Source organism: Pseudomonas sp. 13159349, from assembly GCF_013305685.1.
GTDB classification, from domain to species: domain Bacteria; phylum Pseudomonadota; class Gammaproteobacteria; order Pseudomonadales; family Pseudomonadaceae; genus Aquipseudomonas; species Aquipseudomonas asiatica.
In genome coordinates this window covers 1,390,567-1,413,526 of sequence record NZ_CP045553.1, presented here as the reverse complement: position 1 = coordinate 1,413,526, position 22,960 = coordinate 1,390,567, and the positions used below count along the sequence as shown (strand labels likewise).

The 22,960-nt window shown below is 62.2% G+C and carries 23 protein-coding genes; 7 read left to right on the top strand and 16 right to left on the bottom strand.

The window, feature by feature from the left end; all coding sequences use genetic code 11:
• Positions 1–14: 14 nt before the first annotated feature.
• The 4 genes from GEV38_RS06565 to GEV38_RS06550 all read left to right on the top strand — a co-directional run bounded on the left by GEV38_RS06565 (position 15) and on the right by GEV38_RS06550 (position 2,073).
• A complete protein-coding gene (locus GEV38_RS06565) occupies positions 15–275 on the top strand; it encodes a hypothetical protein (protein WP_173895621.1) in 261 nt (86 codons plus the stop codon).
• A 62-nt stretch (positions 276–337) separates the two neighbouring features.
• Entirely contained in the window at positions 338–814 is a 477-nt protein-coding gene (locus GEV38_RS06560; protein WP_173895619.1) for a hypothetical protein, read from the top strand.
• 38 nt (positions 815–852) lie between these two features.
• A complete protein-coding gene (locus tag GEV38_RS06555) occupies positions 853–1,044 on the top strand; it encodes a DUF4224 domain-containing protein (protein WP_039614784.1) in 192 nt (63 codons plus the stop codon).
• A gap of 15 nt (positions 1,045–1,059) precedes the next feature.
• Positions 1,060–2,073 carry a tyrosine-type recombinase/integrase gene (locus tag GEV38_RS06550; protein WP_173895617.1) on the top strand — a complete coding sequence of 338 codons (1,014 nt, stop codon included), beginning with the start codon at positions 1,060–1,062 and terminating at the stop codon, positions 2,071–2,073.
• A gap of 245 nt (positions 2,074–2,318) precedes the next feature.
• On the opposite strand, the gene GEV38_RS06545 is transcribed toward GEV38_RS06550, so the two are convergent.
• Positions 2,319–2,993 (bottom strand): hypothetical protein, encoded by a 675-nt coding sequence (locus GEV38_RS06545; protein ID WP_084296974.1) that lies wholly within the window; start codon positions 2,991–2,993, stop codon positions 2,319–2,321.
• Between the two features lie 143 nt (positions 2,994–3,136).
• On the opposite strand from GEV38_RS06545, the gene mutS reads away from it, so the two are divergent.
• The gene (gene mutS, locus GEV38_RS06540; protein WP_173895615.1) at positions 3,137–5,710 is read left to right on the top strand and encodes a DNA mismatch repair protein MutS; all 2,574 of its coding nucleotides are present in this window, start codon (positions 3,137–3,139) and stop codon (positions 5,708–5,710) included.
• A 140-nt stretch (positions 5,711–5,850) separates the two neighbouring features.
• Complete coding sequence (gene fdxA, locus GEV38_RS06535) at positions 5,851–6,174, top strand: ferredoxin FdxA (RefSeq protein ID WP_004375459.1); 324 nt, start codon at positions 5,851–5,853, stop codon at positions 6,172–6,174.
• Positions 6,175–6,791: 617 nt separating this feature from the next.
• On the opposite strand, the gene rpoS is transcribed toward fdxA, so the two are convergent.
• From rpoS to GEV38_RS06495, 8 genes are all read right to left on the bottom strand, one after another.
• Complete coding sequence (gene rpoS / locus GEV38_RS06530; protein ID WP_013971277.1) at positions 6,792–7,799, bottom strand: RNA polymerase sigma factor RpoS; 1,008 nt, start codon at positions 7,797–7,799, stop codon at positions 6,792–6,794.
• Between the two features lie 108 nt (positions 7,800–7,907).
• On the bottom strand, positions 7,908–8,765 hold the full coding sequence (locus GEV38_RS06525) for a peptidoglycan DD-metalloendopeptidase family protein (protein WP_054573189.1): 858 nt from the start codon (positions 8,763–8,765) through the stop codon (positions 7,908–7,910).
• A 220-nt stretch (positions 8,766–8,985) separates the two neighbouring features.
• A complete protein-coding gene (locus tag GEV38_RS06520; protein ID WP_015269209.1) occupies positions 8,986–9,624 on the bottom strand; it encodes a protein-L-isoaspartate(D-aspartate) O-methyltransferase in 639 nt (212 codons plus the stop codon).
• A gap of 35 nt (positions 9,625–9,659) precedes the next feature.
• A complete protein-coding gene (gene surE / locus GEV38_RS06515; protein ID WP_013971274.1) occupies positions 9,660–10,409 on the bottom strand; it encodes a 5'/3'-nucleotidase SurE in 750 nt (249 codons plus the stop codon).
• Positions 10,397–11,455, bottom strand: a complete 1,059-nt coding sequence (truD, locus tag GEV38_RS06510; protein ID WP_015269208.1) for a tRNA pseudouridine(13) synthase TruD — start codon at positions 11,453–11,455, stop codon at positions 10,397–10,399. The genes surE and truD overlap by 13 nt, the downstream gene beginning before the upstream one ends.
• Positions 11,452–11,925, bottom strand: a complete 474-nt coding sequence (gene ispF, locus GEV38_RS06505; protein ID WP_015269207.1) for a 2-C-methyl-D-erythritol 2,4-cyclodiphosphate synthase — start codon at positions 11,923–11,925, stop codon at positions 11,452–11,454. The genes truD and ispF overlap by 4 nt, the downstream gene beginning before the upstream one ends.
• A 201-nt stretch (positions 11,926–12,126) precedes the next feature.
• A complete protein-coding gene (gene fghA, locus GEV38_RS06500) occupies positions 12,127–12,981 on the bottom strand; it encodes an S-formylglutathione hydrolase (protein WP_054573190.1) in 855 nt (284 codons plus the stop codon).
• Between the two features lie 8 nt (positions 12,982–12,989).
• The gene (locus GEV38_RS06495) at positions 12,990–14,102 is read right to left on the bottom strand and encodes an S-(hydroxymethyl)glutathione dehydrogenase/class III alcohol dehydrogenase (RefSeq protein ID WP_013971270.1); all 1,113 of its coding nucleotides are present in this window, start codon (positions 14,100–14,102) and stop codon (positions 12,990–12,992) included.
• Positions 14,103–14,209: 107 nt separating this feature from the next.
• Between GEV38_RS06495 and GEV38_RS06490 the strand changes: the two genes are divergently transcribed.
• The gene (locus tag GEV38_RS06490) at positions 14,210–15,106 is read left to right on the top strand and encodes a LysR substrate-binding domain-containing protein (protein WP_015269205.1); all 897 of its coding nucleotides are present in this window, start codon (positions 14,210–14,212) and stop codon (positions 15,104–15,106) included.
• A 69-nt stretch (positions 15,107–15,175) separates the two neighbouring features.
• On the opposite strand, the gene ispD is transcribed toward GEV38_RS06490, so the two are convergent.
• The 7 genes from ispD to accA form a co-directional block, all read right to left on the bottom strand.
• Complete coding sequence (ispD, locus tag GEV38_RS06485) at positions 15,176–15,883, bottom strand: 2-C-methyl-D-erythritol 4-phosphate cytidylyltransferase (RefSeq protein ID WP_015269204.1); 708 nt, start codon at positions 15,881–15,883, stop codon at positions 15,176–15,178.
• Positions 15,880–16,161: a cell division protein FtsB gene (gene ftsB, locus GEV38_RS06480; RefSeq protein ID WP_004375443.1), complete on the bottom strand. Its 282-nt coding sequence runs from the start codon at positions 16,159–16,161 to the stop codon at positions 15,880–15,882. Before ftsB ends, ispD begins: the two co-directional genes overlap by 4 nt.
• 168 nt (positions 16,162–16,329) lie before the next feature.
• Positions 16,330–17,619, bottom strand: coding sequence for a phosphopyruvate hydratase (gene eno / locus GEV38_RS06475; RefSeq protein WP_015269203.1), 1,290 nt, complete (start codon positions 17,617–17,619; stop codon positions 16,330–16,332).
• Between the two features lie 153 nt (positions 17,620–17,772).
• Complete coding sequence (gene kdsA, locus GEV38_RS06470; protein WP_015269202.1) at positions 17,773–18,618, bottom strand: 3-deoxy-8-phosphooctulonate synthase; 846 nt, start codon at positions 18,616–18,618, stop codon at positions 17,773–17,775.
• Between the two features lie 3 nt (positions 18,619–18,621).
• On the bottom strand, positions 18,622–20,250 hold the full coding sequence (locus GEV38_RS06465) for a CTP synthase (RefSeq protein WP_004375437.1): 1,629 nt from the start codon (positions 20,248–20,250) through the stop codon (positions 18,622–18,624).
• A gap of 269 nt (positions 20,251–20,519) precedes the next feature.
• On the bottom strand, positions 20,520–21,803 hold the full coding sequence (gene tilS / locus GEV38_RS06460) for a tRNA lysidine(34) synthetase TilS (protein WP_054573191.1): 1,284 nt from the start codon (positions 21,801–21,803) through the stop codon (positions 20,520–20,522).
• A 138-nt stretch (positions 21,804–21,941) separates the two neighbouring features.
• Complete coding sequence (accA, locus tag GEV38_RS06455; protein WP_015269200.1) at positions 21,942–22,889, bottom strand: acetyl-CoA carboxylase carboxyl transferase subunit alpha; 948 nt, start codon at positions 22,887–22,889, stop codon at positions 21,942–21,944.
• Positions 22,890–22,960 lie beyond the last annotated feature (71 nt).

The window sequence follows — 22,960 nt, the reverse complement described above, 5'->3', positions numbered from 1 at the left end:
TACAGGGGGCCGCGATGACCGAAATGAGCAAGACCTGGCCGCACATGACGCTGGATGAAGAACAGAGCCTACGTAGAACGTTTGAAGAGGAAGAACGCCAACGCATCGCCAAGTTCGCCGCGCTCAAGGCCGAAGACCATCACACCCATTGCCGCGACTGTGGCCGATTTCTCGACAAAAGCCGCTGGCTGCCGAAGGCCTCGGTTTGGGCTATGCGAGGCCAGCGCCCGCTGTGCGCTCCCTGCTTCGGCGAATACGACTTCGACTACGGCTGATTCCAGCCTAACCCCTCCCCCTACTACTCAAGCCCGCCGACATGTGCGGGCGAGGATTCCCTATGTCCGCAACTCAGCAATTTCATCAAACCGCCAATGACTGCCTGGAGCGCATCGCGGCCGACCTCTGGCCCGAAGCCAAGCTCGCCCTGGTCATCTACACCCCAAACAAGCCAGAGCTCGACATTGTGCTCAAGGATAGCGGCCTGAACGTCGACGAGGTCGTCAGCACCCTGCGTCGGCGCGGTGGCCTGGGTCTGGATGGCGAGAACATCTACAAGCGGCTGCTCTGTGACGCAATCATCGGCGCCCTGGCCTTCGGCAAGCAGAACAGCAACCAGCCGCCGGAAGGCCATTGGGGCAAAGAGTTCTGGGATATCGGCCGGGCCGAGGGGCTTCACCAGGCAAAGCTGATCGAGGCCTTGCAGCAGGTTACTGACTGCCTGAGCAAGGCCCTGACCGGTGGATCGGTACCTGCGACCGAAGCAGGCCGCGCCCTGATCGTCGCTGGGGATCTGCTGCAGCCACACCGAACCTGACCACCAACCTGCCGCCACCGGCGGCGTGGAGAGAAACCATGTTCATGACACCGGATGAGGTAGCCGACATGACGGGCTACCTCCGCCCAAAGGACCAGGTCCGCTGGTTGCAGGCAGAGAAATTTGGGTATGTGCTGGGCGCCGACGGCAAGCCGAAGGTGCTGAGACAAGTCGTGCTGGCCCGCCTGGGCGGGCATGCCGAGAAGAAAGGACCGGAACTCCGGTTTTGATAGAAGGGACGACCGATGAGGCCGCGAAAGAAGGACAGGCACCTGCCGCCGTGCATGTACATGAAGCACGGGGCGTACTACCTAGTCAGGAAAGGAAAGTGGGAGCGCCTAGACAAGGACTACCAGGGCGCCCTGCTCGCCTACGCCAAGATCATGGGCGGCAAAGGACAGGGCGGAATGCCGAAGCTGATCGATGACGCGCTGGACGCGATGCGTGGGCGGTTGGCGGAAAACACCGTGAAGCAGTACGAGGCCGCAGCCCTGAAGCTCAAGAAGAACCTGGCAGAGTTTGAGCCACGCCAGGTGCTGCCGAGGCATGTGGCCGCACTCAAGCTGCACATGTCCGACACGCCGAACATGGCCAACCGGGTGATCTCGTTCCTGCGGATGGTGTTTGCCTACGCGCTGGAACAGCAGATTATCGACTCCAACCCCTGCACCGGCATCAAGCGGCATGCCGAGAAGAAGCGGGACCGGTACATCACCGACGAGGAATTTGCGGCGATTTGCGGCGCAGCTTCCCCGTACATCCGGTCGATTCTCGAAATGTGCTACCTCACAGGGCAGCGCATTGGCGATGTGCTGGCCATCAAACTCTCGGACATCAGCGAAAAGGGCATCGCCTTCGACCAGCAGAAGACTGGGGCCAAGCTCATCGTGGGCATGACACCGGACTTGGAGCAGCTGATCGCGAGGGCCAAGGCCATACCCAGGAAGGTTCGCGGGCTCACCTTGTTCTGCACCCGGGGCGGTGGCAAGCCGGTCTCCTATGAAACGGTGAAGGATGCATTCAAGAAGGCCTGCGATAAGGCCAAAGTCACCGGAGCTACCATCCACGACCTTAGAGCCAAGTCGCTGACCGATACCGACAAACAGGGTAATGATGCCCAGAGACTGGGTGGCCACACAGATGGCCGGATGACTCAGCGCTATCTGCGCCTTCGAGATATCAAAGTTGCAACCGGCCCAAGGTCAGTCGCAATGGAAAAAACATCCGTATCCAGCCCAACGAAAAAGCCCCTCAAATGAGGGGCCTTTTCTGTGCTTCTGATCAAAGGATCAGGCCATCAGTACTGGCTCAGCCAGGCCGTTGGCAGCACAAATTTGGTGAATATCACGCGATGCTTGCTTGAAATCAGCGATCGACTTTCGAGATTTCTCAAGGTTTTCCTTTCGCGCTGTCTGCGACATGGGCCTTAGATTTCGCAACGATTTCCCAACCATATGCATATCTCCCATTCCCTTTCTCACTTTCTCACTGTCTTTCATTTCTATCAGACGGGAATCAAAACGTCTTGGTTCCCCAGGTATGCGTCTTTGAGTCGGGCTAGCCAATGACGATACGTTAGCCCGTCCTCCTCACAAATCAAGCTTTCTGATGGGGCGTCTCTTACAGAACCATCAGGAGCCATTAAAAGCAATGCTGTATAGACATCCATAAAGAGGTCATCGAACAGCTTGAACTGCTGCTGCAAGGGCTCCTTGAGCGGATGCTCAGGCTCAACCTCGTCTGCAAAGCAGAGATATTCTCCTTGCTGCGTTCTCCTCGGCCGGTGGTACATCACCACGCCAGGCTTGAGGGGAGGCAGAGATCTCACATTCTCGGTGGCTCTTACCAAGAACCATAGCCAAATAGTGGCAGCAGCACTCATGACGTAGCGACCAAAGGTGATTTCCACCATTCCCTTGGTCTCGTTCAGTGCCACGATCAGATCAATCATCGTTGCTACACACCCGCCGCCGTTGTGGCGCAGATGTAGCTCGAAGCTGCTACCAGGCTGTGCTGCGTTCAGCTGATCTATGACAGGCTGAACCGAGGCACGAGAGATTTCGTTGGGAAGCTCCAGCCGAATTTTGGCGGGAACCCTTACGATTTCGTCCAGCTGATCATTTGCTGCAGCTTCCAATGCTTCGCCTACCAACGCTTGATTCGGACGCGAATGGTACATGGGTGAAATGGCAGTGCCAATATGCAATCACGCTTTATCTGATGAAATCTCTGTCCCAAAAGCGGACGAATCTTGGCAGAATACCCGCCTTAATTTTAGACAGATCGCGATTGTCTAATAGACGAACAGCTGTAAGGCCTTGAATGTCCAGTCTTTCCGACCATACCCCAATGATGCAGCAGTACTGGAAGCTGAAGAACCAGCACCCGGACCAGCTGATGTTCTACCGCATGGGCGACTTCTACGAGATCTTCTACGAAGATGCGAAAAAAGCCGCAAAACTGCTGGACATCACCCTGACCGCGCGCGGTCAGTCGGCCGGCCAGTCCATCCCCATGTGCGGGATTCCGTTCCATTCGCTGGAAGGCTACCTGGCCAAGCTGGTCAAGCTCGGCGAATCGGTGGTGATCTGCGAGCAGATTGGCGACCCTGCCACCAGCAAGGGCCCGGTGGAACGTCAGGTGGTGCGCATCATCACCCCGGGTACGGTCAGCGACGAGGCCCTGCTCGACGAGCGTCGCGACAACCTGATTGCCGCGCTGCTCGGGGACGAGCGCCTGTTCGGCCTGGCCGTACTGGACATCACCAGTGGCAACTTCAGCGTGCAGGAGATCAAGGGCTGGGAAAACCTGCTGGCCGAGCTCGAGCGCCTCAACCCGGTCGAGCTGTTGATCCCCGACGACTGGCCGCGCGACCTGCCTGCCGAGAAACGACCGGGCGCCCGTCGCCGTGCGCCATGGGACTTCGACCGCGACTCGGCGCGCAAGGCCCTGTGCCAGCAGTTCGCGACCAAGGACCTCAAGGGCTTTGGCTGCGACAAGCTGACCCTGGCCATCGGCGCCGCCGGTTGCCTGCTGATCTACGCCAAGGAAACCCAGCGCACCGCCCTGCCGCACCTGCGCAGCCTGCGCCACGAACGCCTGGACGATACGGTCATTCTCGACGGTGCCAGCCGCCGCAACCTGGAGCTGGACATCAACCTGGCCGGCGGCCGAGACAACACCCTGCAGTCGGTGGTCGACCGCTGCCAGACCGCCATGGCCAGCCGTTTGCTGAGCCGCTGGTTGAACCGCCCGTTGCGCGATCTCAAGGTGCTGCAGGCGCGCCAGGACTCGATCCGTTGCCTGCTCGATGGCTACCGCTTCGAGAAGCTGCAGCCGCAACTCAAGGAAATTGGCGATATCGAGCGGATTCTCGCCCGCATCGGCCTGCGCAACGCCCGCCCACGCGATCTGGCACGCCTGCGCGATGCCCTTGGGGCGCTACCCGAGTTGCAGAATGCCATGGCCGAGCTGGAGGCACCGCACCTGGCGCGCCTGGCCGCCATTACCGGCACCTATCCCGAACTGGCCAGCCTGCTGGAGCGGGCGATCATCGACAACCCGCCGGCGGTGATCCGCGATGGCGGCGTGCTCAAGGCCGGCTATGACAACGAACTGGACGAGCTGCTGGCGATCAGCGAGAACGCCGGCCAGTTCCTGATCGACCTGGAAGCCCGGGAAAAGGCACGCACCGGCCTGGCCAACCTCAAGGTCGGCTACAACCGGGTGCATGGCTACTTCATCGAACTGCCGACCAAGCAGGCCGAGCAGGCCCCGGGTGACTACATCCGCCGTCAGACCCTAAAGGGCGCCGAGCGCTTCATCACCCCGGAGCTGAAGGCGTTCGAGGACAAGGCGCTGTCGGCCAAGAGCCGCGCCCTGGCCCGCGAGAAGATGCTCTACGATGCCCTGCTGGAAACCCTGATCAGCCACCTGGCACCGCTGCAGGACAGCGCCGCCGCCCTGGCCGAACTGGACGTGCTCAGCAACCTGGCCGAACGTGCACTGAACCTCGACCTGAACTGCCCACGCTTCGTAGACGAGCCGTGCCTGCGCATCGAGCAGGGCCGTCACCCAGTGGTGGAACAGGTACTGACCACACCGTTCGTGGCCAACGACCTGGGCCTGGACAACAGCACGCGCATGCTGATCATCACCGGCCCGAACATGGGCGGTAAGTCCACCTACATGCGCCAGACCGCCCTGATCGTGCTGCTGGCGCATATCGGCAGCTTCGTGCCTGCTGCCAGCTGCGAGCTGTCGCTGGTCGACCGCATCTTCACCCGCATTGGCTCCAGCGACGACCTGGCCGGCGGCCGCTCGACCTTCATGGTCGAGATGAGCGAAACCGCCAACATCTTGCACAATGCCACCGACCGCAGCCTGGTGCTGATGGATGAAGTGGGCCGCGGCACCAGTACTTTCGACGGCCTGTCGCTGGCCTGGGCTGCCGCAGAGCGCCTGGCCCAGCTGCGCGCCTACACGCTGTTCGCCACGCACTACTTCGAACTCACCGTGCTGCCGGAAAGCGAGCCACTGGTGGCCAACGTGCACCTGAACGCCACCGAACACAACGAACGCATCGTATTCCTGCACCACGTGCTGCCTGGTCCTGCCAGCCAGAGCTACGGCCTGGCCGTGGCGCAGCTGGCCGGCGTGCCGACGGCCGTCATCCAGCGTGCCCGTGAACACCTGGCGAGGCTGGAAACCACCAGCCTGCCGCATGAACAACCCCCGGCCCAAAAGGCCAAGGACGTGCCACAGGTCCCGCACCAGAGCGACCTGTTCGCCAGCCTGCCACACCCGGCCATCGAGAAGCTGGGCAAGCTGCAACTGGACGACATGACCCCGCGTCAAGCTATCGAAATGCTATATCAACTAAAGAACCTGTTATAACGGCGCCCACTACAAGCTGGTAGAATCCGCCGCGGTTTGCTGGTGCTGCAGGTTATTAGCCTGGCCTGCAGCCACATACCCGTAAACCGCGCGGCCCTGAGAGGAAGGGCCGCCGCCGTCGCCTGAGGAGAGAATTAGAAATGACCTTCGTCGTCACCGACAACTGCATCAAATGCAAATACACCGACTGCGTGGAAGTCTGTCCGGTGGACTGCTTCTACGAAGGCCCGAACTTCCTGGTCATCCATCCGGACGAGTGCATCGACTGCGCCTTGTGCGAGCCGGAATGCCCAGCGCAAGCCATCTTCTCGGAAGACGAAGTGCCTGCGGGCATGGAAAACTTCATCGAGCTGAACGCCGAACTGGCGGAAATCTGGCCGAACATCACCGAGCGTAAGGACGCCCTGCCGGACGCTGAGGAATGGGATGGCAAGACTGGCAAGATTGCAGATCTGGAGCGCTGATAGCGTCCGGACACTAAAAAGGCCCTTTGGGGCCTTTTTTGTTTTCTGCAGGCAAAAAAAAGGGGCGGTTTGACCCGCCCACATTTTTTCCGTAGTCCCTGCTTGTCCCAAACATCATCCTGATGAAATCGCGTCTTGCGATGTCCCTGGCTTTCCTCCTGAAAGCCTGTGCATGTCCCTGTGCACAGTTCGAATACTAGCGACTTGAGCCTGGCCGGCAACCGCGAAACCTCACAGGGTGTTGCAGGTGACACATTTCCTCACAGCTGAATAAGTCAGGATTTTCAAGAGGTTGGGAAAACGCAGGATCTGGATACGACAATGATTTACTGAAGCGTACATAGAAGGCTTACAGAACAAGTAAGCAAAGGCTTACACGCAATGTTATTGGGGTAGCGCGGTACATAATGTCTTGGGGCTGCTTTGCAGCCCTTTCGCGACACAAGGCCGCTCCCACAGGATAGCGGTACATTCAAAGGCGATGAAATACCTGTGGGAGCGGCCTTGTGTCGCGAAAGGGGCGCAAAGCGCCCCCGCAATTTTGAATGGGACACCTCTGATCGCCACAAACAAAAACGCCCCGAAATCATCGGGGCGTTTTGTGTTACAGGCTTCCGCTACTGGAACAACGACTCACTGGACAGGCCGTTCTTCTCGAGAATCTCACGCAAACGCTTGAGCCCCTCGACCTGGATCTGCCGCACCCGTTCGCGGGTCAGGCCAATCTCCAGTCCGACATCTTCCAGGGTGCTGCTTTCATGCCCGCGCAAGCCAAAGCGGCGCACCACCACTTCACGCTGCTTGTCGGTCAACTCGCCCAGCCACTGGTCGATGCTCTGCGACAGGTCATCATCCTGCAGCAGTTCGCATGGGTCGGTCGGGCGGTCGTCGGTCAGGGTATCGAGCAGGGTCTTGTCCGAGTCCGGGCCGAGCGACACATCCACCGAAGACACCCGCTCGTTCAGGCCGAGCATGCGCTTGACCTCGGCGACCGGTTTCTCCAGCAGCGTGGCGATTTCTTCTGGCGAGGGTTCGTGGTCCAGTTTCTGGGTCAGCTCGCGCGCAGCGCGCAGGTAGACGTTCAGTTCCTTGACCACGTGGATCGGCAGGCGAATGGTGCGGGTCTGGTTCATGATCGCCCGCTCGATGGTCTGGCGAATCCACCAGGTCGCATAGGTCGAGAACCGGAAACCACGCTCCGGGTCGAACTTCTCGACCGCACGGATCAGCCCAAGGTTGCCCTCCTCGATCAGGTCGAGCAGCGACAGGCCGCGGTTCACGTAACGACGGGCAATTTTTACAACCAGGCGCAGGTTGCTTTCGATCATGCGCTTGCGGCCGGCAGGGTCGCCCTTTTGCGACAGACGCGCAAAGTGCACTTCCTCTTCCGGCGAAAGCAGAGGCGAGAATCCTATCTCGTTGAGATACAACTGGGTGGCATCGAGCGCCCGGCTGTAATCGATGTACTTGTGTTGCTTGAGCGAAGAGCCCGACTTGGCCCTCGTCCGAACCGAAGATACAGCAGGTTCGTCTGACACCACATCCGTTTCCAAAACGATTCCCGTCTCCATCAGAAGCAGGTCATCGTCGATGTCAAACTCCGGCACTTCTTTACTGAGAGCCATTGTTATAGTCCTTTGCTGAGTTCGAACTCAGACTCGAGCGGCACCTATCTCCCTGGCAGCGCTGGAGCCTGTCCCCTCTACATCACAGGAACAGGCCGGGTACAACGGTCAACGACGTGGCAGGAACTGGAGCGGATCGACGGGTTTGCCCTGGCGGCGAATCTCGAAATGCAGCTTCACCCGATCTGTGCCCGTGGACCCCATTTCAGCAATCGACTGCCCTGCCTTGACCTGCTGCCCCTCCCGAACCAACAGCCTGCGGTTATGGCCGTAGGCACTGACGTAGGTATCGCTGTGCTTGATGATGATCAGTTCGCCGTAGCCCCTCAAGCCACTCCCGGCGTACACCACTGCACCATCAGACGCAGCAAAAACAGGCTGTCCCAAATCACCGGCGATATCAATGCCTTTATTCAAACTACCGTTTGAAGCGAATTTTCCAATCAGCACGCCGTTGGCAGGCCAGGTCCAGCCACCTACCGCGCGCTCCGCGGCAGGCACCGTGGCGACCACCGGGGCGCTGCTGGAGGCTGCCGGCGTGGCCGGTTTGCTGGTGTTGCCAGTAGGTGTGCTGGTGTTTCCCACAGGCCGCCGGATGACCGTGGTCTTGCTCGACGACGACGGGCTGGACACCACCGTGGTGCTGCCGGTAGAGCCGCTGCTGAAACGAATCGCTTGCCCCGGGCGAATGGTGTAAGGCGCCGCGATACCGTTGCGCGCAGCCAGCTCCTTGTAGTCCCAGCCATAACGGAAGGCGATGGAGAACAGCGTATCGCCAGGTTTGACGATGTACTGCCCGGTGGTTACTGCCGGGCGCTTGGGCACGGTGTTGTTGCGGTCGACCACCCGCGCGCTGTTGCTGCTGGTGCTCGAGCAACCCACCAGTAGCGCGCCCATGGCCAGTGCAATCACCAGAAGCGTGAAACCCGACCCGTCCTTGCGCTGCCGAATGACTGTGTGACCCACCCGCGCTCCCCTCATGGTGCCGAAAACGATATGAAGACAAGAAATGCAATATTATTGCAATTATAACCAAGCCCGCCCGCATTGGCAGGGTTGGTGAAAGACTGCTGCAAAGCCTTGCAACACGCTGTGCGATAGCGCTTCACCCCGCCAGATAGACAGGGCGTTGCTGCAAGAATTCGGTGCTGGCGCAAAAATATCGCGCGGTTCGAACCAGCAGTTTTCAGGCCAGCGGGCCGTTGAGCAGCGGTACGAAGCGCACGGCCCCCAGCACGCGGCGGGAGAATCCATGCTCCTCGCGCACGATCAGCATCAGCTGCTGGGTTTCGCCGGCTGGGCCCACCGGAATCACCATACGACCACCCGGCGCAAGCTGGTCGAGCAGTGCCTGCGGCACTTCCGGCGCCACGGCGGTGACGATGATGCCGTTGTACGGCGCCAGCGCCGGCCAGCCTTCGCAACCATCCCCCCAGCGGAACACCACGTTGCGCAGGTTCAGTTCCACCAGGCGCTCCTTGGCCCGGTCCTGCAGCACCTTGATGCGTTCCACCGAGAACACCCGCTCGACCAACTGGGCCAGGATTGCCGTCTGGTAGCCCGAGCCGGTGCCGATCTCCAGCACCTTGTCCAGCGGCCCGGCCTCGAGCAGCAGTTCACTCATGTGGGCAACCATGAACGGTTGCGAGATCGTCTGGTTGTGGCCGATCGGCAGCGCGGTGTCTTCGTAGGCGCGATGCGCCAGCGCCTCGTCGACGAACAGGTGGCGCGGGGTACGACGGATGACGTCGAGCACCTTGGTGTTCGAAACGCCCTCCTCGCACAGGCGCTGGATCAGCCGCTCCCGGGTGCGCTGGGAGGTCATGCCGATGCCACGCCGCAGCATATCGTCCTCGCGCATCAGAGCAGGCCCTCCAGCCAACCGTCGAGCTGCTCGAAGGCATCACTGAAGGTGCGGTCGAGCTGCAGCGGAGTGATCGATACATAGCCTTGCATCACCGCATGGAAGTCGGTACCCGGGCCACCGTCCTCGGCATCCCCGGCGACAGCGATCCAGTAGCCTTCCTTGCCGCGCGGGTTGACCACCTTGGTCGGCGCCGCCGCCCGCGCCCGGTGACCGAGGCGGGTGAGCTGGATACCACGAATGTGCTCCAGCGGCAGGTTGGGGATATTGACGTTGAGCACGGTGCGCGGCGGCAAGGCCAGGCGCGACTGAGCCTCGACCAGGCGGCGGGCGATGTGGGCCGCGGTGGGCAGGTTGTCCGGCTGGCGCGACAACAGCGAAAACGCCAGCGAGGTACCGCCGAGGAAACGGCCTTCCAACGCGGCCGCGACCGTGCCCGAATAGAGCACGTCGTCACCCAGGTTGGCACCGAGGTTGATCCCCGACACAACCATGTCCGGCGCCTGTGGCAACAGCCCATTGAGCCCCAGATGCACGCAGTCGGTCGGCGTGCCGTTGAGGCTGATGAAGCCATTGGCCAAGGTCTGCGGGTGCAGTGGCCGGTCCAGCGTCAGCGAACTGCTGGCGCCGCTCTTGTCTTGATCCGGGGCAATAACCACGCACTCGGCGTAATCCACCAGCGCAGCATGCAGCGCGGCGATGCCGGGTGCGGTAACACCGTCGTCGTTCGAAATCAGAATACGCATGAGCTGTCCGTCTGCCCCGCCGACACCAGATCCACGATTTCGCGCACCACCACGGTGGCGAAACATCCGGCCGGAAGGACGAATTCCAGTTGCAGGATATCAGGCTCGGGATAATGCCACGTAAGACCGCCAATAGGGAGCCGCAGAATGCGTCGTTCGTGATCCATGCCCGCCAGGGCCAGCCACTGGCAAAGTGCCGGCTGCCGTGCGGCGATCGCATCCTCTTGTTGCGCAGTACTCCCCGTAGCCGGCGAATCGCCTGCCCCCCACAGCGGGCCGGTCGGATGCAGGTCAAGAATCGCCAGCCGAGGATCGGAACATTCCGACTCCCCAGCAGGAAAGAAGCTACGACTCGTGGTGAACGCCAACAGGTCGCCCACCTGCGCACGCGCCCAGCTGCCGTCGGCAACACGGGCTGCCAGCACCTGGTTGAACAGGTAGCTGCGCCCGGCCGAGAGCAACCGCGAACGCACGTTGCGCTGTTCGGGCAGGGCATTGCGTGCGGCCCAATCAAGAGCGTCGTGAACGTTGCCGCCACCGTGGCCGAAGCGCTGGGTGCCGAAATAATTCGGCACACCGTAATGCTTGAGCTGTTCCAGGCGCGCATCCACCGCTTGGTGATCGGCAGCCAAGGCAGTCAGGCGCAGCGTGAAGCCGTTGGCCGAATGCGCACCGCGCTGCAGCTTGCGCTGGTGGCGCACCTGCTTGAGCACACGCAGGCTGGCATCCTCGGCACGCGACAGGTCCGGGTCGGCCTTGCCGGGCAGGTGCAGGCTGAACCACTGGCGGGTCAGGGCCTGGCGGTCCTTGAGGCCGGCGTAGCTGATCGTGCGCACCGGCACCCCAGCGGCACGGGCCAGGCGGCGGGCCGCCTCCTCGGTGTTCAGGTCACGCTTCTCGACCCACAGCCACAGGTGTTCGCCCTGGCCCGAGAGGGGGATGTCCAGTACTTCGTCGACCTGGAAATCCTCGGCCACCGCCTTGAGGACGGCGGTACCCAGTGGTTCGCCCGATGCGCGCGGGCCCAGCAGTTCCAGTTCGGTCATGCTGGCAGCAGCAGGGCTACCGAATGCACGGCGATGCCCTCCTCGCGGCCGGTGAAGCCGAGCTTCTCGGTGGTGGTAGCCTTGACGTTGACCTGGTCGAGTTCGACCTGCAGGTCTTCGGCGATCAGCTTGCGCATGGTCTCGATGTGCGGGGCCATCTTCGGCGCCTGGGCGACGATGGTGGCGTCGATGTTGCCGACCTTCCAGCCCTTGGCCTGGACGATGCCGACCACATGACGCAGCAGCACCCGGCTGTCGGCGCCCTTGAACTGCGGATCGGTGTCGGGGAAATGTTTGCCGATGTCACCCAGCGCCGCCGCGCCAAGCAAGGCATCGCTCAGGGCGTGCAGCAGCACGTCGCCATCGGAGTGGGCCAGGAGGCCGTATTTGTGGGGGATACGCACCCCGCCCAGGGTAATGAAATCACCGTCGCAGAAACGGTGCACATCGTAGCCGTGGCCAATACGCATAGAAAAACGCCCTGAATGAGTCAGGGCGTGATTCTACCTGCTTTAACCGGTATTGGGGCCGTCGTTGTAGGAGCAGCCTAGTGCTGCGAATGGGCCGCAAAGCGGCCCCGGCAATATCGGCGATAGCGTTAGACCCAGGGTCTGCTTCGCAGCCCATTCGCAGCACAAGGCTGCTCCTACAGGCGATCGCGCAGCTACGCCTCACACCCGCCCCAAGGCCACCGCATGATGACGCAGATGCTCCTCGATGAAGCTGGCGATGAAGTAGTAGCTGTGGTCATAGCCAGGCTGCAGGCGCAGGGTCAGTTCATGCCCCCCTTTGCGTGCCGCCTGCTCCAGCGCTTCAGGCTTGAGCTGCTTTTCGAGGAAGTCGTCACGGTCGCCCTGGTCCACCAGCAACGGCGGGCATTCGCCGGCCGGAGCCTCGGCCAGCAGCACGCTGGCATCCCACTCGCGCCAGCGCGCACGGTCTTCACCCAGGTAGCGGCTGAAGGCTTTCTCGCCCCACGGGCAATCCATCGGGTTGCTGATCGGCGAGAACGCCGACACCGAGCGGTAGCGCCCCGGGTTGCGCAAGGCGCACACCAGCGCGCCATGCCCACCCATGGAGTGGCCACTGATGCTGCGCTCGCCCGAAGCCGGGAAGTGCGCCTCGATCAACGCGGGCAACTCCTCCACCACATAGTCGTGCATGCGGTAGTGCTGGGCCCAGGGCTGCTGAGTGGCATTGAGGTAGAAGCCAGCACCCAGGCCGAAGTCCCAGGCACCGTCCGGGTCGCCCGGCACCTGCTCGCCACGCGGGCTGGTGTCGGGGGCGACGATGATCAACCCAAGCTCCGCGGCTAGGCGCTGGGCGCCGGCCTTCTGCATGAAGTTCTCGTCGGTGCAGGTTAGGCCGCTGAGCCAATACAGCACCGGCAGCTTTTCGCCCTGTTCGGCCTGCGGCGGCAGGTAGACGGCGAACACCATGTCGCAACCCAGCACCTTGGAGTGATGCCGGTAACGCTTGTGCCAGCCGCCGAAGCTCTTCTGGCAGGAGATGTTATCCAGGCTCATGGCAAACCTCAGAAGTGGATGACGCTGCGGATGCTCTTGCCTTCATGCATCAGGTCGAAGGCCTTGTTGATGTCTTCCAGGCCCATGGTGTGGGTAATGAAGGTATCCAGCGGGATCTCGCCCTTCTCGGACATTTCCACGTAGCTCGGCAGCTCGCTGCGACCACGCACGCCACCGAACGCCGAACCACGCCATACGCGACCGGTGACCAGCTGGAACGGACGGGTGGCGATTTCCTGGCCGGCACCGGCCACGCCGATGATCACCGACTCACCCCAGCCCTTGTGGCAGCATTCCAGCGCAGCACGCATCAGCTGCACGTTGCCGATGCACTCGAACGAGAAGTCCACGCCGCCGTCGGTGAGGTCGACGATCACTTCCTGGATCGGGCGGTCGTAGTCTTTCGGGTTGATGCAGTCGGTAGCACCCAGCTGACGGGCGATCTCGAACTTGGCCGGATTGATATCGATGGCAATGATGCGCGACGCCTTGGCCTTGACCGCACCGATCACTGCCGACAGGCCGATGCCGCCCAGACCGAAGATGGCCACGGTGTCACCCGCCTTGACCTTGGCGGTGTTGAGCACCGCGCCGATACCGGTGGTGACGCCGCAACCCAGCAGGCAGACCTTTTCCAGCGGCGCTTCTTTCTGGATCTTGGCCACGGAAATTTCCGGCAGCACGGTGTACTCGGAGAAGGTCGAGGTACCCATGTAGTGGAACAGTTGCTGGCCTTTGTAGGAGAAGCGCGTGGTGCCGTCCGGCATCAGGCCCTTGCCCTGGGTGGCGCGGATGGCCTGGCAAAGGTTGGTCTTGCCCGAGAGGCAGAACTTGCACTTGCCGCATTCCGGGGTGTACAGCGGAATGACGTGGTCACCGACGGCGACCGAGGTGACCCCCTCGCCTACCGCCTCGACGATCGCGCCACCTTCGTGACCGAGGATCGACGGGAAGATGCCCTCCGGGTCGGCGCCCGACAGGGTGTAGGCGTCGGTGTGGCAGACACCGCTGGCGACCACCCGCAGCAGCACTTCACCGGCCTTGGGCATGGCCACGTCGACTTCGACGATTTCCAGGGGTTTCTTGGCTTCGAAAGCTACGGCAGCACGGGACTTGATCATCAAAGGTCTCCAGACAGAGTGTCGATTCAGTCTGGCAGTGTAATTCACCGACTTTTGATGAATAATCAGGCCAAAGACAAAACATTATTGCCATACAGGGATAATCAATGAGCAGCCGCTGGGAAGGCATCGACGAGTTCGTCGCCGTGGCCGAGTCGGGCCAGTTCACCGCGGCCGCAGAGCGCCTGGGGGTTTCCTCGTCGCACATCAGCCGGCAGATCGCCCGGCTGGAGGAACGGCTGCAGACGCGCCTGCTGTACCGCAGTACCCGGCGGGTGACCCTGAGCGAGGCCGGGCAGACATTCCTGCAGCACTGCCAGCGCCTGCAGGATGGCCGCGAGGAAGCTCTACGCGCCATGGGCGATCTGGCCAGCGAGCCCAAGGGGCTGCTGCGCATGACCTGCGCGGTGGCCTACGGCGAGCGTTTCATCGTGCCGCTGGTGACGCGGTTCATGGCGCTTTACCCGCAGCTGCGGGTGGATGTGGAACTGAGCAACCATACCCTCGACCTGGTGCATGAAGGCATGGACCTGGCCATCCGCCTGGGCCGGCTGGCCGACTCACGACTGGTGGCAACCCGCCTGGCACCCCGGCGCATGTACCTGTGCGCTTCGCCGGCCTACCTGGAACGTTATGGTCGGCCGCACAGCCTGTCGGAACTGGCGCGGCACAACTGCCTGGTAGGCAGTTCGGATTTGTGGGCGCTGCAGCAGGACGGCCGCGAGATCAGCCAGCGAGTCCAGGGCAACTGGCGTTGCAACAGCGGGCAGGCGGTGCTGGACGCGGCGCTGCAGGGGATGGGGTTGTGCCAGTTGCCGGATTACTACGTGCTGGAGCACTTGAACAGTGGTGCGCTGGTGTCGTTGCTTGAGGCGCACCAGCCACCGAATACCGCGGTGTGGGCGCTGTATCCGCAGCAGCGGCACCTGTCGCCGAAGGTTCGGCGGCTGGTGGATTACCTGAAAGAAGGGTTGGCGGGGTTGCCGGAGTATCGCTTGAACTGAAACCTTGTGCTGGCTGGTCTGGCCTCTTCGCGGGTAAACCCGCGAAGAGGCCGGCACAGGGCAAGAAATTCAGCGGCGCCCTGCCCAACGCTGGCGCAACCACTCCAGATCTTCCGGCCGGGTCACCTTGATGTTGTCGCTGCGCCCTTCGACCAGCCGCGGCGCCTGGCCGGACCACTCGATGGCAGAGGACTCGTCGGTCACCAGCACATCCGACACAAGGCACTCGGCCAGTGCCCGATGCAACGCCCCCAGGCGGAACATCTGCGGCGTATAGGCCTGCCAGATGGTGCTGCGGTCGACGGTAGCGCCCACCCGACCATCGGCATCGGCCCGCTTGAGGGTATCGCGCGCCGGCACCGCCAGCAGGCCACCCACCGGGTCGCCTGCCAGCTCCGACAACAGCTTGTCCAGATCGCTGCGCGCCAGGTTTGGTCGCGCGGCATCATGCACAAGCACCCAGTCGCTGTCCGCCGCCCCCTGGGCATGCAGCATCAGCAAGGCATTGAGCACCGAGTCGGCACGCTCGCGGCCACCCGCGGCGCGCTGGATGCGCGGGTCGCTGGCGCAGCGCAGGCGAGGCCAGTACGGGTCATCTTCGGCAATGCTGACCACCACGCCCTTGAGCATCGGGTGGCCAAGAAAACAGTCGAGGCTGTGCTCGAGAATGGTCTGCCCGGCCAGCTCCAGATACTGCTTAGGGCGGTCGGCAGCCATGCGGGCACCTACGCCCGCAGCAGGAATCACAGCCCAGAAGGCCGGTAAGGTTTCGATCATTTCTGTGGCAACTGGAAGAGGGTTTCGCCCTCTTTGACCATCCCCAATTCGTGGCGAGCCCGCTCTTCAACGGTCTCCATGCCTTTTTTCAGCTCCAGCACTTCGGCATCGAGCACGCGGTTGCGCTCGAGCAAGCGCTCGTTTTCGGCATGCTGCTCGGCAATCTGCTGCTTCAGCTCGGTCACTTGCGCCAGGCTGCCATTACCCACCCACAGGCGGTACTGCAGGCCACCCAGCAGCAGGAGCAGGACGAGGAACAACCAATAGGGACTGCGCATCACGTTATCCAGGTTAAAAAGGCTGCCGGGTACTTTTTACTTCGGGGCCTCGAATAGCACGAAGCCTGGCCGAGGCCAGGCTTCGTCGACAGAAACCCGTTGGAATGTAGGAAAGAACAGTACGAACGTTCCTACAACTCCGGCTGCTGTCTTTTTACCATCTCTTGCTTAGCCGCGAAACTCGGCACGACCGCGGTAAACCGCTTTGGCACCCAGTTGCTCTTCGATGCGCAGCAGCTGGTTGTACTTGGAAACGCGGTCGGAACGGCACAGCGAACCAGTCTTGATCTGGCCAGCAGCAGTACCCACGGCCAGGTCGGCAATGGTCGAGTCTTCGGTTTCACCGGAACGGTGCGAAATCACCGCGGTGTAGCCAGCAGCCTTGGCCATCTGGATGGCTTCCAGGGTTTCGGTCAGCGAGCCGATCTGGTTGAACTTGATCAGGATCGAGTTACCGATGCCCTTCTCGATGCCTTCCTTGAGGATCTTGGTGTTGGTCACGAACAGGTCGTCGCCAACCAGCTGCACCTTGGTGCCGATCTTGTCGGTGAGGATCTTCCAGCCAGCCCAGTCGGACTCGTCCAGTCCGTCTTCGATCGAGATGATCGGGAAGCGCTCGGTCAGGCCTTTCAGGTACTCGGCAAAGCCTTCGGCGTCGAACGACTTGCCTTCGCCGGACAGGTTGTACTTGCCGTCTTCGTAGAACTCGGAAGCCGCGCAGTCCAGGGCCAGGGTCACGTCGGTGCCCAGCTTGTAGCCGGCTTTCTCGACAGCTTCGGCGATGGCGCCCAGGGCGTCTTCGTTGGAAGCCAGGTTAGGGGCGAAACCACCTTCGTCACCAACGGCGGTGTTCAGACCACGGGCCTTGAGCACGGCTTTGAGGTGGTGGAAGATTTCGGTACCCATGCGCAGGCCGTCGGAGAAGGTCTTGGCGCCAACCGGCTGTACCATGAACTCCTGGATGTCGACGTTGTTGTCGGCGTGCTCGCCACCGTTGATGATGTTCATCATCGGTACCGGCATCGAGTACTGGCCAGGGGTGCCGTTCAGGTTGGCGATGTGCGCGTACAGCGGCAGGTCCTGGTCCTGGGCAGCGGCCTTGGCGGCAGCCAGGGAAACGGCCAGGATGGCGTTGGCGCCCAGCTTGGCCTTGTTCTCGGTACCGTCCAGCTCGATCATGGCGCGGTCCAGGGCCTTCTGGTCGGCAGGGTCCTTGCCCAGCAGCAGGTCACGGATCGGGCCGTTGATGTTGGCGACGGCCTTCAGCACGCCCTTGCCCAGGTAACGGCTCTTGTCGCCATCACGCAGCTCCAGCGCTTCGCGCGAGCCAGTGGAAGCACCGGACGGCGCGCAAGCGCTGCCGATGATGCCGTTGTCGAGCAGTACATCGGCTTCCACGGTGGGGTTGCCACGCGAATCGAGAACTTCACGACCTTTGATGTCGACGATTTTTGCCATTGTTGTAAGCACTCCAGAATTGACGAAAACAACTTAGCTTAGGAAATTCTTGCCGTTCACCGGGCGGACTTGCAGTGGGCAGGCCGGGTGAAGGGAACCCCTGACCGACTGGTCAGGGGTGGATCGGACGGTACTTTACCCGAGAATTGAGCTTTACGCGGTTTCTACCGTCGGAAAACTTTTCACCAGGTCGTCCAGTTGCTTGAGCTGGGCCAGGAATGGCTCCAGTTTGTCCAGGCGCAGGGCACATGGGCCATCGCACTTGGCGTTGTCCGGATCGGGGTGTGCTTCGAGGAACAGCCCTGCCAGGCCTTGGCTCATGCCGGCCTTGGCCAGGTCGGTGACCTGGGCGCGGCGACCACCGGCGGAATCGGCGCGACCACCCGGCATCTGCAGGGCGTGGGTCACGTCGAAGAACACCGGGTACTCGAACTTCTTCATGATGCCGAAGCCGAGCATGTCCACCACCAGGTTGTTGTAGCCGAAGCTCGAACCACGCTCGCAGAGAATCAACTGGTCGTTACCGGCCTCTTCGCACTTGGTCAGGATGTGTTTCATTTCCTGGGGCGCGAGGAACTGGGCCTTCTTGATGTTGATCACTGCGCCGGTCTTGGCCATGGCCACCACCAGGTCGGTCTGCCGCGACAGGAAGGCCGGCAGCTGGATGATGTCGCACACCTTGGCTACAGGCTCGGCCTGGTAAGGCTCGTGCACGTCGGTGATGACCGGCACGTTGAAGGTGCGCTTGATCTCTTCGAAGATCTTCAGCCCCTCTTCCATGCCCGGGCCACGGTACGAGGTCACCGACGAACGGTTGGCCTTGTCGAAGCTGGCCTTGAACACGTACGGGATACCGAGCTTCTCGGTCACCCGCACGTACTCTTCGCAGACCTTCATTGCCAGGTCACGGGACTCCAGGACGTTCATGCCGCCGAACAGGACGAACGGCTTGTCGTTGGCTATCTCGATGTTACCGACGCGAATGATCTTCTGGGTCATTGATCAGGCCTTGTTCTTCTGAGCCAGGGCTGCCTTGACGAAGCCGCTGAACAGCGGGTGGCCGTCACGCGGGGTCGAGGTGAATTCCGGGTGGAACTGGCAGGCGACGAACCATGGGTGGTCCTTGGACTCCACCACTTCCACCAGCGCGCCGTCTTCAGAGCGGCCGGAAACCACCAGGCCGGCATCGATCAGTTGCGGCAGCAGGTTGTTGTTCACTTCGTAGCGATGGCGGTGACGCTCGGTGATCACGTCCTTGCCGTAGCAATCGTGCACCTTGGAACCGGCCGCCAGCTGGCAGTCCTGTGCGCCCAGACGCATGGTACCGCCCAGGTCGGAGGCTTCGCTGCGGGTTTCGACGGCACCGGTGGCATCGGCCCACTCGGTGATCAGGCCGACTACCGGATGGCCGCTGTTGCGGTCGAACTCGGTGGAGTTGGCGTCCTTCCAGCCCATCACGTTACGGGCGAATTCGATCACGGCCACCTGCATGCCCAGGCAGATACCCAGGTACGGCACCTTGTTCTCACGGGCGTATTGCACCGCGGTGATCTTGCCTTCCACGCCGCGCAGGCCGAAACCGCCCGGCACCAGGATGGCATCGGCGCCTTCGAGCAGGCTGGTGCCCTGGTTCTCGATGTCTTCCGAGTCGATGTAGCGCAGGTTGACCTTGGTGCGGTTGGTGATGCCGGCGTGGCTCATCGCTTCGATCAGCGACTTGTACGCATCCAGCAGTTCCATGTACTTGCCGACCATGGCGATGGTCACTTCGTGCTCAGGGTTGAGCTTGGCATCGACCACCTTGTCCCACTCGGACAGGTCGGCGCCATTGCACTGCAGGCCGAAACGCTCGACGACGAAATCGTCCAGGCCCTGTGCGTGCAGCACGCCCGGGATCTTGTAGATGGTGTCGACGTCTTCCAGCGAGATCACCGCACGCTCTTCAACGTTGGTGAACAGCGCGATCTTGCGACGCGACGAGGCATCGACCGGGTGGTCGGAGCGGCAGATCAGCACGTCAGGCTGCAGGCCGATGGAGCGCAGCTCCTTGACCGAGTGCTGGGTCGGCTTGGTCTTGGTCTCGCCAGCGGTGGCGATGTACGGGACCAGGGTCAGGTGCATCAGCATGGCGCGCTTGGAGCCCACTTCGACGCGCAGCTGGCGGATGGCTTCGAGGAACGGCTGCGACTCGATGTCACCCACGGTACCGCCGATTTCCACCAGGGCCACGTCGGCATCGCCGGCGCCCTTGATGATGCGACGCTTGATTTCGTCGGTAATGTGCGGGATGACCTGGATGGTCGCGCCCAGGTAGTCACCACGACGTTCCTTGCGCAGTACGTGCTCGTAGATGCGGCCGGTGGTGAAGTTGTTGTTCTGGGTCATGGTGGTGCGGATGAACCGCTCGTAGTGGCCCAGGTCGAGGTCGGTCTCGGCGCCATCGTGGGTGACGAACACTTCACCGTGCTGGAACGGGCTCATGGTGCCCGGATCGACGTTGATGTACGGATCCAGCTTGAGCATGGTGACCTTCAGGCCCCGCGCTTCCAGGATGGCCGCCAGGGAAGCCGAGGCAATGCCTTTCCCCAATGAAGAAACAACACCGCCCGTGACGAATATGTAGCGCGTCATGAAAAACCCTAGAAGTCTGCGTTAAGGCGGCCAGCGCCGCCGGAGAAAGCGAAGGAAGGCCGAAGCCCCCGATCACCTGCGTCAATCACAGTGCATCTCGAAAAACTGCCGCGTCTGTACAGACCAGGGGTATCCCCGGCATGGAGCTCGCTCGTCATTTCCAGAATCAGCCCAGCAAAAAACTGCTTGGTAATCGGCAACTCCTGTGTTTTCGCGGAACCCACAGAAGCTGTATCAAGAAGGGAGGGTAGTCTACCCGAATGTACCCTTCAGCTCAAACCTTGCGCGTTCGTCGGCAACTGCCAGGACAGCTGGCAATCAGCCTGCACCAGCCCGGGCAGGTTGGCCACCGCCAGCAAGCGTTCGCCCTGGTACAGCAGTGGCAGGCGCGGGCGCAGGAAAAGCGGCACCTGCAGTTCGTTTAACAGGCGCTTGAGGTCGCGTCGGCCACGGCCGGGGACATCCAGCACTTCACCGCCCTGGCGGTAGGCAATGCGCAAGCCTTCCAGCGGCGCTGCGCCAACAAGACGCACCCTGCCGTTACCCGGCAACAGCAAAGGCTTGGCGGGATCGGCCCAAGGCAGTTCGCCGACGGGCAACTGCAGCCAGTCACCACTCAACCACCAGATGCGGCCATGACTGCGCAGCAACTGCCCATCGGCAAGCTGCCAGGCGGGCCGGGCATCGGCGGCGGCATCGCGCAGGTCCGCCCAGCCGGCCCAGTGTCGGGTGTCGGGCAGGCGGGTACGGCGGCTCAGCCAGTACTGCAGGGCATTGCGCTGACGGGCCGGCGACAGTGCCACCAAGGTAGCCAGGTCGAGGGAGTCCAGCCCCGGCCAAGCCAGCGGCGCGCCCTCCCCGGCGAGCACCAGGTCATCCTGGGCCAGCTCGTCCAGCAGGCCTTGGGCTTCGCCCAGGTGCTCGGCGGCGCGGGCCAGGTTCTGGCTGGCCTGCGGCCAACGTTGCTGAAGCAGCGGAAACACTTCGCTGCGCAGGTAATTGCGGGCAAATTGTGTGTCAGCGTTTGAGGGATCTTCGATCCAGGCCAGCCCATTGACCTGGGCGTGGTCCTGCAGTTGCTGGCGGGAACAGCCCAGCAATGGCCTGACCAGGCTGCCCTGCCCTAGCGCCCGCTGCCCCGGCATCGCAGCCATGCCACGCAGGCCTGCGCCGCGCAGCAGGCGGAACAGCAGGGTTTCGGCCTGGTCGTCGCGGTGCTGGCCGGTGAACAGGATGTCGCCTGGGCCGAGCGCTTGCCTGAAGGCAGCATAGCGGGCGTCGCGGGCGGCCTGTTCGAGGCTGGCGCCGGGGGTGACCTGGACATGGATGACCTGGAGTTCGATGCCGAGATTGTCGCAGACGGTTTGGCAGTGGGCGGGCCAGGCATCGGCGGCGGGTTGCAGGCCGTGGTGGACGTGGATGGCGCGCAATGGAGGGGATGCGTGATTGCGGGCGTAGTCGGCCAGCAGGTGCAGGAGGACGGTGGAATCGAGGCCGCCGGAGAAGGCGATGTACCAGGCTGGGGCGTTGAGCCAGGGGGTGAGGTTGATCATTGGGGCCTCACATGGCTTGAGATTGCCGGGGGGCTTTGCACCCCTTTCGCGACACAAGGCCGCTCCTACAGGATTACGCGATCCCCTGTAGGAGCGGCCTTGTGTCGCGAAAGGGCCGCATAGCGGCCCCAGGGTGTCTCAGAGACCGTAGCTCATCAGGCGATCGTAACGGCGGGCCAGCAGCGCGTCATGGTCGAGCTTGCCGAGCATGTCCAGCTGCTGTACCAGGTCGGCACGGATGCTTTCCGACATCTTCGCCGGGTCACGGTGGGCGCCGCCCAGCGGCTCCTGGATGACCTTGTCGACGATGTTCAGGCTCTTCAGGCGCTCGGCGGTGATGCCCATGGCTTCGGCTGCGTCGGCTGCCTTGTCGGCAGTCTTCCACAGGATCGAGGCGCAGCCTTCCGGCGAGATCACCGAGTAGGTGGAGTACTGCAGCATGTTCAACTGGTCGCACACACCGATGGCCAGCGCACCGCCGGAACCACCCTCACCGATCACGGTGGCGATGATCGGGGTTTTCAGGCGCGCCATCACGCGCAGGTTCCAGGCGATGGCCTCGCTCTGGTTGCGCTCTTCGGCGTCGATGCCCGGGTAGGCGCCCGGGGTGTCGATGAAGGTCAGGATCGGCATCTTGAAGCGCTCGGCCATTTCCATCAGGCGGCAGGCCTTGCGGTAGCCTTCAGGGCGCGGCATGCCGAAGTTGCGGCGTACCTTCTCGCGCACTTCGCGGCCCTTCTGGTGACCGATGACCATGACCGGCTTGCCATCCAGGCGCGCGGTACCACCGACGATGGCAGCGTCGTCGGAGAAGTGGCGGTCGCCGTGCAGCTCTTCGAACTCGGTGAAGATGTGCTCCAGGTAGTCCAGGGTGTAAGGACGACGCGGATGACGAGCCAGGCGGGCGATCTGCCAGCTGGTCAGGTTGCCGAAGATGCTTTCGGTCAGGGTGTTGCTCTTGTCTTGCAGACGGGCAATTTCATCGCTGATGTTCAGCGAGTTGTCGTTGCCTACCAGGCGCAGGCCTTCGATCTTGGCTTGCAGGTCGGCAATCGGCTGTTCGAAATCGAGAAAATTCGGGTTCATAGTCATCCGTCTTGGGTCTACGGCCAGGCGGCCGGCCGGTTGATCCGTTTGGCGCCCTACCTTAAGGGATC

Coding starts and splice junctions, on each gene's coding strand:
- ispD (WP_015269204.1), bottom strand. CDS start 15,883: ATGATCGAAACCTTACCGGCCTTCTGGGCTGTGATTCCTGCTGCGGGC.
- GEV38_RS06560 (WP_173895619.1), top strand. CDS start 338: ATGTCCGCAACTCAGCAATTTCATCAAACCGCCAATGACTGCCTGGAG.
- ispF (WP_015269207.1), bottom strand. CDS start 11,925: ATGCGTATTGGCCACGGCTACGATGTGCACCGTTTCTGCGACGGTGAT.
- surE (WP_013971274.1), bottom strand. CDS start 10,409: ATGCGTATTCTGATTTCGAACGACGACGGTGTTACCGCACCCGGCATC.
- GEV38_RS06555 (WP_039614784.1), top strand. CDS start 853: ATGTTCATGACACCGGATGAGGTAGCCGACATGACGGGCTACCTCCGC.
- mutS (WP_173895615.1), top strand. CDS start 3,137: ATGTCCAGTCTTTCCGACCATACCCCAATGATGCAGCAGTACTGGAAG.
- accA (WP_015269200.1), bottom strand. CDS start 22,889: ATGAACCCGAATTTTCTCGATTTCGAACAGCCGATTGCCGACCTGCAA.
- fdxA (WP_004375459.1), top strand. CDS start 5,851: ATGACCTTCGTCGTCACCGACAACTGCATCAAATGCAAATACACCGAC.
- GEV38_RS06495 (WP_013971270.1), bottom strand. CDS start 14,102: ATGATCAAGTCCCGTGCTGCCGTAGCTTTCGAAGCCAAGAAACCCCTG.
- tilS (WP_054573191.1), bottom strand. CDS start 21,803: ATGATCAACCTCACCCCCTGGCTCAACGCCCCAGCCTGGTACATCGCC.
- truD (WP_015269208.1), bottom strand. CDS start 11,455: ATGACCGAACTGGAACTGCTGGGCCCGCGCGCATCGGGCGAACCACTG.
- ftsB (WP_004375443.1), bottom strand. CDS start 16,161: ATGCGCAGTCCCTATTGGTTGTTCCTCGTCCTGCTCCTGCTGCTGGGT.
- eno (WP_015269203.1), bottom strand. CDS start 17,619: ATGGCAAAAATCGTCGACATCAAAGGTCGTGAAGTTCTCGATTCGCGT.
- GEV38_RS06465 (WP_004375437.1), bottom strand. CDS start 20,250: ATGACGCGCTACATATTCGTCACGGGCGGTGTTGTTTCTTCATTGGGG.
- rpoS (WP_013971277.1), bottom strand. CDS start 7,799: ATGGCTCTCAGTAAAGAAGTGCCGGAGTTTGACATCGACGATGACCTG.
- kdsA (WP_015269202.1), bottom strand. CDS start 18,618: ATGACCCAGAAGATCATTCGCGTCGGTAACATCGAGATAGCCAACGAC.
- GEV38_RS06545 (WP_084296974.1), bottom strand. CDS start 2,993: ATGTACCATTCGCGTCCGAATCAAGCGTTGGTAGGCGAAGCATTGGAA.
- GEV38_RS06520 (WP_015269209.1), bottom strand. CDS start 9,624: ATGACCTCCCAGCGCACCCGGGAGCGGCTGATCCAGCGCCTGTGCGAG.
- fghA (WP_054573190.1), bottom strand. CDS start 12,981: ATGAGCCTGGATAACATCTCCTGCCAGAAGAGCTTCGGCGGCTGGCAC.
- GEV38_RS06565 (WP_173895621.1), top strand. CDS start 15: ATGACCGAAATGAGCAAGACCTGGCCGCACATGACGCTGGATGAAGAA.
- GEV38_RS06490 (WP_015269205.1), top strand. CDS start 14,210: ATGAGCAGCCGCTGGGAAGGCATCGACGAGTTCGTCGCCGTGGCCGAG.
- GEV38_RS06550 (WP_173895617.1), top strand. CDS start 1,060: ATGAGGCCGCGAAAGAAGGACAGGCACCTGCCGCCGTGCATGTACATG.